7 protein-coding genes are annotated in these 8,444 nt (G+C 68.8%); all 7 read right to left on the reverse strand.

Translation table 11 applies throughout. The features are described from left to right. Positions 1-65: 65 nt before the first annotated feature. A complete protein-coding gene (locus tag ABZS37_RS05790; RefSeq protein WP_354995016.1) occupies positions 66-3,497 on the reverse strand; it encodes a DNA-directed RNA polymerase subunit beta in 3,432 nt (1,143 codons plus the stop codon). Positions 3,498-4,068: 571 nt separating this feature from the next. Beyond that, entirely contained in the window at positions 4,069-4,452 is a 384-nt protein-coding gene (rplL, locus tag ABZS37_RS05795) for a 50S ribosomal protein L7/L12 (protein WP_355165835.1), read from the reverse strand. 55 nt (positions 4,453-4,507) lie between these two features. After that, positions 4,508-5,053, reverse strand: coding sequence for a 50S ribosomal protein L10 (gene rplJ, locus ABZS37_RS05800; protein ID WP_354995014.1), 546 nt, complete (start codon positions 5,051-5,053; stop codon positions 4,508-4,510). A gap of 350 nt (positions 5,054-5,403) precedes the next feature. Next, positions 5,404-6,093, reverse strand: coding sequence for a hypothetical protein (locus ABZS37_RS05805; RefSeq protein WP_355165837.1), 690 nt, complete (start codon positions 6,091-6,093; stop codon positions 5,404-5,406). Then, positions 6,090-6,899, reverse strand: a complete 810-nt coding sequence (locus ABZS37_RS05810; RefSeq protein WP_355165839.1) for an ATP-binding cassette domain-containing protein — start codon at positions 6,897-6,899, stop codon at positions 6,090-6,092. The genes ABZS37_RS05805 and ABZS37_RS05810 overlap by 4 nt, the downstream gene beginning before the upstream one ends. A gap of 79 nt (positions 6,900-6,978) precedes the next feature. Continuing rightward, positions 6,979-7,695, reverse strand: a complete 717-nt coding sequence (gene rplA, locus ABZS37_RS05815; protein ID WP_355165841.1) for a 50S ribosomal protein L1 — start codon at positions 7,693-7,695, stop codon at positions 6,979-6,981. A 79-nt stretch (positions 7,696-7,774) separates the two neighbouring features. Continuing rightward, on the reverse strand, positions 7,775-8,206 hold the full coding sequence (gene rplK, locus ABZS37_RS05820) for a 50S ribosomal protein L11 (protein ID WP_110563109.1): 432 nt from the start codon (positions 8,204-8,206) through the stop codon (positions 7,775-7,777). Between the last annotated feature and the right edge of the window lie 238 nt (positions 8,207-8,444).

Consider the following 8,444-nt stretch of genomic DNA (forward strand, 5'->3'; position numbering starts at 1 on the left):
GTCGTCTGTACTGCTAATTCTCGGGCGAGGTCGGGGGCCGGTAGACCGGCCCCCGACCGCTCACCTCAGACCTCTTCGACCGAGCTCGGCTCGCGCCGGGACAGGTCGATGCCCAGCTCCTCGGCGGCCCGGAACACCTCGTCGTCGGTCTCGCGCATCTCCAGGGCCACACCGTCGCTGGAGAGCACCTCAACGTTGAGGCACAGCGACTGCAGCTCCTTGAGCAGCACCTTGAACGACTCCGGGATGCCCGGCTCCGGGATGTTCTCGCCCTTGACGATGGCCTCGTAGACCTTCACCCGGCCGAGCACGTCGTCGGACTTGATCGTGAGCAGCTCCTGCAGGGCGTACGCGGCGCCGTACGCCTGCATCGCCCAGCACTCCATCTCACCGAAACGCTGACCACCGAACTGCGCCTTACCACCCAGCGGCTGCTGCGTGATCATCGAGTACGGGCCGGTCGACCGTGCGTGGATCTTGTCGTCGACCAGGTGGTTGAGCTTCAGGATGTAGATGTAGCCGACCGCGATCGGGTCCGGCAGCGGCTCACCGGAGCGACCGTCGAACAGCTGCGCCTTGCCGCTGGAGCCGATCAGCTGGTTGCCGTCCCGGTTGGGCAGGGTCGACGAGAGCAGACCGGCGATCTCCTCCTCGCGGGCGCCGTCGAAGACCGGGGTGGCCACGTTCGTGTCCCCCTCGGACTCGTGCGCGTCGATCGAACGCAGCTGCTTCTTCCAGGACGCGTCGTCGCCCTCGACCTTCCAGCCGGTCTTGGCGACCCAGCCGAGGTGGGTTTCGAGCACCTGGCCGATGTTCATCCGGCTCGGCACACCCAGCGGGTTGAGCACGATGTCGACGGGGGTCCCGTCCTCCAGGAACGGCATGTCCTCGATCGGCAGGATCTTGGAGATGACGCCCTTGTTACCGTGCCGGCCGGCGAGCTTGTCGCCGTCCTGGATCTTCCGCTTCTGGGCCACGTACACCCGGACCAGCTCGTTGACGCCCGGGGGCAGCTCGTCGCCGTCCTCGCGGGAGAAGGTACGCACGCCGATGACCGTGCCGGTCTCGCCGTGCGGCACCTTCAGCGAGGTGTCCCGGACCTCACGCGCCTTCTCACCGAAGATCGCGCGAAGCAGCCGCTCCTCCGGGGTCAGCTCGGTCTCGCCCTTGGGCGTGACCTTGCCGACCAGGATGTCACCGGGGACGACCTCGGCACCGATCCGGATGATCCCGCGCTCGTCGAGGTCGGCGAGCATTTCCTCGCTGACGTTCGGGATGTCGCGGGTGATCTCCTCCGGGCCGAGCTTGGTGTCCCGAGCGTCGACCTCGTGCTCCTCGATGTGGATCGAGGTGAGCACGTCCTGCTGCACGAGGCGCTGCGACAGGATGATCGCGTCCTCGTAGTTGTGGCCTTCCCAGCACATGAACGCCACGAGCAGGTTGCGCCCGAGCGCCATCTCGCCCTCGTCGGTGCAGGGACCGTCGGCGATGACCTGACCGGCCTCGACGCGGTCGCCCTCGAAGACGACCGGCTTCTGGTTGACGCAGGAGCCGGCGTTGGAGCGGCGGAACTTGTGCAGCAGGTACGTCCGGCGGTGGCCGTCGTCCTGGTGGATGGTGACGTAGTCGGCGCAGAGATCCTCGATCACACCGCCGACCTCGGCGACCACCACGTCGCCAGCGTCGACCGCGGCCCGGTACTCCATGCCCGTACCCACCAGCGGCGCCTCGGCCTTGACCAGCGGCACGGCCTGGCGCTGCATGTTCGCGCCCATCAGTGCCCGGTTGGCGTCGTCGTGCTCGAGGAACGGGATCATGGCAGTCGCGACCGAGGTCATCTGCCGCGGCGACACGTCCATGTAGTCGACGGCGGCCGGGATCACGTCCTCGGTCTCGCCGCCCTTACGACGACACAGGACCCGGTCCTCGGCGAACGTGCCGTCAGCCTTCAACGGCGCGTTGGCCTGGGCCTTGACGAACCGGTCCTCCTCGTCCGCGGTCAGGTAGTCGATCTGGTCGGTGACCCGACCCTCGATGACCTTCCGGTACGGCGTCTCGATGAAGCCGAACGGGTTGACCCGGGCGAAGGTGGACAGCGCGCCGATCAGGCCGATGTTCGGGCCTTCCGGCGTCTCGATCGGGCACATCCGGCCGTAGTGGGACGGGTGCACGTCGCGGACCTCGAAGCCGGCCCGCTCCCGGGACAGACCACCCGGGCCGAGCGCGCTCAGCCGGCGCCGGTGGGTCAGACCCGCCAGCGGGTTGGTCTGGTCCATGAACTGGGACAGCTGAGACGTCCCGAAGAACTCCTTGATCGCCGCCACCACCGGGCGGATGTTGATCAGGGTCTGCGGGGTGATCGCCTCGACGTCCTGCGTGGTCATCCGCTCGCGGACGACCCGCTCCATCCGGGACAGGCCGACCCGAACCTGGTTCTGGATCAGCTCACCCACGGTGCGCAGGCGCCGGTTGCCGAAGTGGTCGATGTCGTCGGCCTCGTAGCCGTCCTCACCGGCGTGCAGCCGGCACAGGTATTCCACGGTGGCGACGATGTCGTCCTCGGTCAGCGTGCCGGTGGTGATCGGCACGGCGACTTCGAGCTTCTTGTTGAACTTGTAGCGCCCGACCTTGGCGACGTCGTACCTCTTCGGGTTGAAGAAGAGGTTGTCGAGCAGGGTCTGGGCGTTCTCGCGGGTCGGCGGCTCGCCAGGGCGGAGCTTGCGGTAGATATCGAGCAGGGCCTCGTCGGCGCCGGCGATGTGGTCCTTCTCGAGCGTGGTCATCATGAGCTCGGACCAACCGAACCGCTCACGGATCCGCTCAGCCGACCATCCGACGGCCTTGAGCAGGACGGTGACGGCCTGCCGACGCTTGCGGTCGATGCGAACGCCGACCGTGTCGCGCTTGTCGATGTCAAACTCCAGCCAGGCACCCCGACTCGGGATGACCTTGACGCTGGAGAGGTCGCGGTCGGAGGTCTTGTCCGGCTCTTTGGAGAAGTACACGCCCGGGGACCGGACGAGCTGGCTGACCACGACGCGCTCGGTGCCGTTGATGACGAAGGTGCCCTTGGGCGTCATCATCGGGAAGTCACCCATGAACACCGTCTGGCTCTTGATCTCGCCAGTGGTGTTGTTGGTGAACTCCGCGGTCACGAAGAGCGGAGCGCAGTAGGTCAGGTCCTTCTCCTTGCACTCCTCGATCGAGGCCTTGACCTCGTCGAAGCGCGGCGCCGAGAAGGAGAGCGACATGGTGCCGGAGAAGTCCTCAATGGGACTGATCTCTTCAAGGATCTCCGCGAGACCCGAGCGTGCGTGCGGGTCGTCCGCCGACCGGCCCTGCCAACCCTCGTTGCCGACGAGCCAGTCGAAGGACTCGTTCTGAATGGCGAGGAGGTTGGGGACCTCGAGGTGTTCGGTGATCCTGCCGAATGAAACTCGGCGGGGAGCGAATGCGCTCGACGTACGACTGGTCTTCGCAGGGCGGGAAGCTGCCAAGATGCGTCCTTCCGAGGACCGGTGCTGCAGAACGGCTGGTACGCGTGCACTCCAATGACCCCACCAGAAATATCCGTAAACGGACATTTCCGAGCAGGGGTCAAGTCGGAAGGCAGCGCAAACTAGCAGTGTAGCCGACAGGCTAACCGCTGTCCAGCCCACCCCGCGGGTCGTTTGCGGAACGAGCCTCGGCCCCCGTAAACCGGGGTCTGCCGGGCCGCTCAGAACGCAACGTCCCCACTGGGCCGCTCGGGTTACAGCGGCCGATGGTGCCGCCGCTGTCATACCCACGTAGTGGCCGTCGCAAGCGCGGTGTCTTGCTGGTGTCAGCGTGCCTGCCAGCCCCGGGCCGCGTCAAGGGCCGGTATCCGGGTTGCCCCTTCTTTCCCACTGGAGGGCGACCCCGGCACGCTCGTTCGGGTCAGTGGCGCCGGTCGTTGGAGCCAGCTCAGGTGGGGTCGACGCCAGATCCACCAACACGGCGGGCGGCGATCCGTGTCGGATCACCGCCCGCCGCGACGCGATCGTTGTCCCGGCGCATGAGCCGGGTACGCGCTGGTGGAACATCAGGTCACTTGAGGGTGACCTTGGCGCCTTCACCCTCGAGCTTGGCCTTCGCCTTCTCGGCGGTCTCCTTGTTGACCTTCTCCAGGATGGCCTTCGGCGCGGACTCAACCGCGTCCTTGGCCTCCTTGAGGCCCAGGCCGGTCAGCTCACGCACGACCTTGATGACCTGGATCTTCTTGCCACCGTCAGCCTCGAGGATGACGTCGAACTCGTCCTGCTCCTCCTCGACCGGAGCAGCAGCGGCGCCGCCGCCGCCCTGGGCAACCGCGACCGGAGCCGCGGCGGTGACCTCGAAGGTCGTCTCGAACTGCTTCACGAACTCAGAGAGCTCGATCAGCGTCATCTCCTTGAACGCGTCGAGCAGCTCGTCGGTGCTGAGCTTCGCCATATCTGGCGTCCTTTCCTGATTCTGTTAAGTAAAGAACTGGAGCGCCGTGGGGGCCTCAGGCCGCCTCGGCGCCCTCCTTCTCACGCTTGTCCTGCAGGGCAGCCGCCAGGCGGGCGGTCTTCGACAGCGGGGCCTGGAACAGGGCCGCGGCCTTGCTCAGGTTGCCCTTCATCGCGCCGGCCAGCTTGGCCAGCAGCACCTCGCGGGACTCAAGGTCGGCCAGCTTCGAGACCTCGGCCGCGGAAATGGCCTTGCCCTCGAAGACACCGCCCTTGATGACGAGCTTCGGGTTGGCCTTCGCGAAATCGCGAAGCCCCTTCGCCGCCTCGACGACGTCGCCCGAAACGAAAGTCAGCGCGGTAGGACCGGTGAACAGCTCGTCGAGGCCGGTGATGCCCGCGTCCGTCGCAGCACGCTTCGCCAGCGTGTTCTTCGCGACCGTGTAGCTGGTCTCGGCGCCGAGCGAGCGCCGAAGCTGGGTGAGCTGGGAAACCGTCAGACCGCGGTACTCGGTCAGCACGGTGGCGCCCGAGCTGCGGAAGCTTTCGGTCAGCTCAGCGACGGCCGTGGCCTTGTCGGCCCGGATCGGCTTGTCCGCCATGTCCCTCCTCTCTCGTTACTCGAGGCTGGTCCCCGTCACAGCCGAAGCCGGAACGGGGGCGGAGGCAGCACGACAACGAAAAGCCCCGGCGCAGGGCGCACGGGGCGAGGGCCGGAAGATCGTCACGGTCGGCGGACCATGCTCACTGCCGAGTTACGCTTGCCGCCCTACGCGGGTCGCCCGATGTCGCGGGACCTTCGACCGTGCCGAAGCACGGTGACCAGCGGTCTCTGGGTGGTTCCTCATCCATGAGAACACGGATGACGTTTGAAGAGTACGCGACGCCCGTGAGCTGCGCCAAATCGGGCCGGTGTGGGCCGGGCCACCTTCGCGAACAGCCCTCCGAGCCCTCAGCCGTGGACCCGCCGCCGCCACAGGTAGCCGCCGAGCGCGGCGGCGCTCCAGGCCAACGCCCACGCGCTGAGCCCGAGCAGCGTGAGCGCCGCGGCATCGCCTGCGGTGGCCCGGGCCGCGGCCATGATCGGCGGCGCCAGCCAGGGAGCCACCGAGCCGGCCAGGCCGAGCACCACCGCGCCGACCCCACCGAGAGCCAGCACCGCGACGCCGTACCCGGCACCGCCCACCGATGCCCGGCTCGCCAGTGCGCCGAGGGCAACCGCGGCGGGCGCGGCGAGCAGATGCGCCCACACCCCCAGGGCAAGCCCGACCGGGATCGACCGGTCCCCCGGATCGACCGGGCCGGAGACCCCGCCGACCAGCCACGGGAAGAGCAGCGCAACGGTCACCGTCACCAGCGCCGCCACGCCGGCGGCGAGAAGCCCGGCCAACCGCTCCCGGGCCACCCCGACCGTCACCTGCGCCAGCCGGCGCTGCACGTCCGGCTCCACGTCCAGAAGAATCTTTGTCTGCCAGGCGACGACCGGGAAGAGCACCACCGCCGAGACGCCGTACGCCTCCGCCGGCTGGGCTCGGCCACCGCCGTAGAGGATGCCGAGCGTGACCAGGCCCGCGAGCAGTGGCGCCATCGCTCGCCCGGTCCGCAGGAAACCGGCCAGCCGCATCCGGACCAGCGCGCTCACCGGGCCTCCCCCGCCACCTGTTCGACCGCCACGGCGTCGTACGGGGCCTCTGGATCACCCGGCGGGGTCGGCGGGGCGTCGGAGCGTACCCGCAGCACCTGGTGCCCCTCGGCGCGTAACCGGGCGACGGTGCCGGCGACCCGCGCGGCCGGAACCGCAACCTCGACCACGGCGATCGTCTCGTCCGCCGACGACGTCTCCTCGGTCACCGTGCCGTCGGTGACCAACCAGCGGCGCGCGCCCGGCAACCGGACCGTCTCGCCGCGGTGGTCACTCACCAGGACCGCACCGCCGTCGGTCAGCACCTCGTCGATCAATTCGGGAACCAGGTCGCGGGTGGCGGCGTCCAGGCCCTCCCACGGCTCGTCGAGCACCAGCAGGCCCGGTGGACGCAGCATCGCCTGGGCGAGGCCCACCTTCTGCGCGGTGCCCTTGGACAGCTCCGGCAGCCGGACCGAGCGGAAGGCGGACAGCCCGAGCCGCTCGGTCCAGGAGCTCACCGCCTCGTGAGCCGCCGCGCTGCCCAACCCCGACACCCGGGCCATCCCGGTCAGATAGCGGGCCACGGTGAACGGCTGGTCGGCCGGGAAACGCTCCGGCACCCAGCCCACCCGCGCCGGCCGGTCGGTCACCCGGCCCCGACCCGGCCGGAGCACCCCCGCGGCCACCTGGAGCAGGGTCGACTTGCCCACCCCGTTGCGGCCCAGAACGACGGCCGTCTCGCCCGGGCCGATCCGCACGTCCACGCCCCGCAGCACCCACGACCCCCGCCGGTGGTACCGCAACCAGATGTTTTCCAGCCGCATGCGGTCGAGCGTGCCACATCTCAGACGCGCCGGGGCGCCGCCACGGTGGTGGCGGCGCCCCGGTGGAGCGGAGTTCGGCTCAGGCCTCGGCCGAGCCCTCCTGCAGGTTCTTCACCACGTTCGGGTCGACCGGGACACCCGGACCCATCGTCGTGGTCAGGATGACCTTCTTGAGGTACTTGCCCTTCGCCGAGGAGGGCTTGGCACGCAGCACCTCGTCGAGCACCGCGGCGTAGTTGTCCACCAGCTGGCTCTCCGAGAAGGACGCCTTGCCGATGATCAGGTGCAGGTTGGAGTGCTTGTCCACCCGGAAGGTGATCTTGCCGCCCTTGATGTCCTGCACCGCCTTGGTGACGTCCATGGTCACCGTGCCGGTCTTCGGGTTCGGCATGAGACCGCGCGGGCCCAGGATCCGCGCGATCCGGCCGATCTTGGCCATCTGGTCCGGCGTGGCGATCGCCGCGTCGAAGTCGAGCCAACCACCCTGGATCCGGGCGACCAGCTCATCGGTGCCCACCTCGTCCGCACCCGCCGCGACAGCCTCGTCGGCCTTCGCGCCGCTGGCGAACACGATCACGCGGGCGGTCTTACCGGTGCCGTGCGGCAGGTTGACCACACCGCGGACCATCTGGTCCGCCTTGCGGGGGTCGACGCCGAGGCGCATGGCGACCTCGACCGTGGCGTCGAACTTGACGTTGGTGGTCTCCTTGGCCAGCTTCACGGCCTCGGAGGGGGTGTAGAGCTTGGACCGGTCGACGACGTCGGCGGCCTTGCGGTAGCTCTTGCTGCGCTGCATTGCTGATTACTCCTGTGGTCTCTGGCGGGCCCGCTCGGCGCGTGCCCTCCCACGGTTGGGTCGAAGGTCCGGGCCGACGTCAGTCGTTGACGGTGATGCCCATCGACCGGGCGGTGCCGGCAATGATCTTCTCGGCCTGGGCCAGGTCGTTGGCGTTGAGGTCGGCCATCTTCTTCTCGGCGATCTCACGCAGCTGGGCGCGGCTGACCGAACCGACCTTCTCGGCCTGCGGAACGCCCGAGCCCTTCTGCACACCGGCGGCCTTGATCAGCAGCCGGGCAGCGGGCGGGGTCTTCAGCACGAACGTGAAGGACCGGTCCTCGTACACGCTGATCTCGGCGGGGACGATGTCGCCCCGCTGGGACTCGGTCTGCGAGTTGTAGGACTTGCAGAACTCCATGATGTTCACGCCGTGCTGGCCGAGCGCGGGGCCGACCGGCGGCGCCGGCGTGGCCTGGCCCGCCGGCAGCTGAAGCGTGAACGTCTTGACGAGCTTCTTCTTCGGAGGCATGTCACTTCCTGGGGCTTGGAGCTGGGAAAATGCGGCTGTCGCCGCCCTCGGAGCGCGCACGGTCAGCGCGGTGCGACAGCGGCGACATTCAAGAGTAGCGCAGGCCGCAGCCCACTCGTCCGCCGAGGTCGAGCGGGAGGGCGTACGCCGACGTCGGGGGGGGGGGGGGCCCCCCCCCCCCCCCCCCGAACAAATTTTGGGACATGGGTTTGTTTTTGGGCCCCCGCGGCGAGCGGCC

Origin of the sequence: Micromonospora sp. NPDC005413, assembly GCF_040606435.1 — a bacterium.
In the GTDB taxonomy this organism is placed as follows: Bacteria; Actinomycetota; Actinomycetes; order Mycobacteriales; family Micromonosporaceae; genus Micromonospora.

Excerpts from the sequence above, each read along its gene's own strand:
- rplJ (WP_354995014.1), bottom strand. The coding sequence starts at position 5,053 with ATGGCGGACAAGCCGATCCGGGCCGACAAGGCCACGGCCGTCGCTGAG.
- rplL (WP_355165835.1), bottom strand. The coding sequence starts at position 4,452 with ATGGCGAAGCTCAGCACCGACGAGCTGCTCGACGCGTTCAAGGAGATG.
- ABZS37_RS05810 (WP_355165839.1), bottom strand. The coding sequence starts at position 6,899 with ATGCGGCTGGAAAACATCTGGTTGCGGTACCACCGGCGGGGGTCGTGG.
- rplK (WP_110563109.1), bottom strand. The coding sequence starts at position 8,206 with ATGCCTCCGAAGAAGAAGCTCGTCAAGACGTTCACGCTTCAGCTGCCG.
- rplA (WP_355165841.1), bottom strand. The coding sequence starts at position 7,695 with ATGCAGCGCAGCAAGAGCTACCGCAAGGCCGCCGACGTCGTCGACCGG.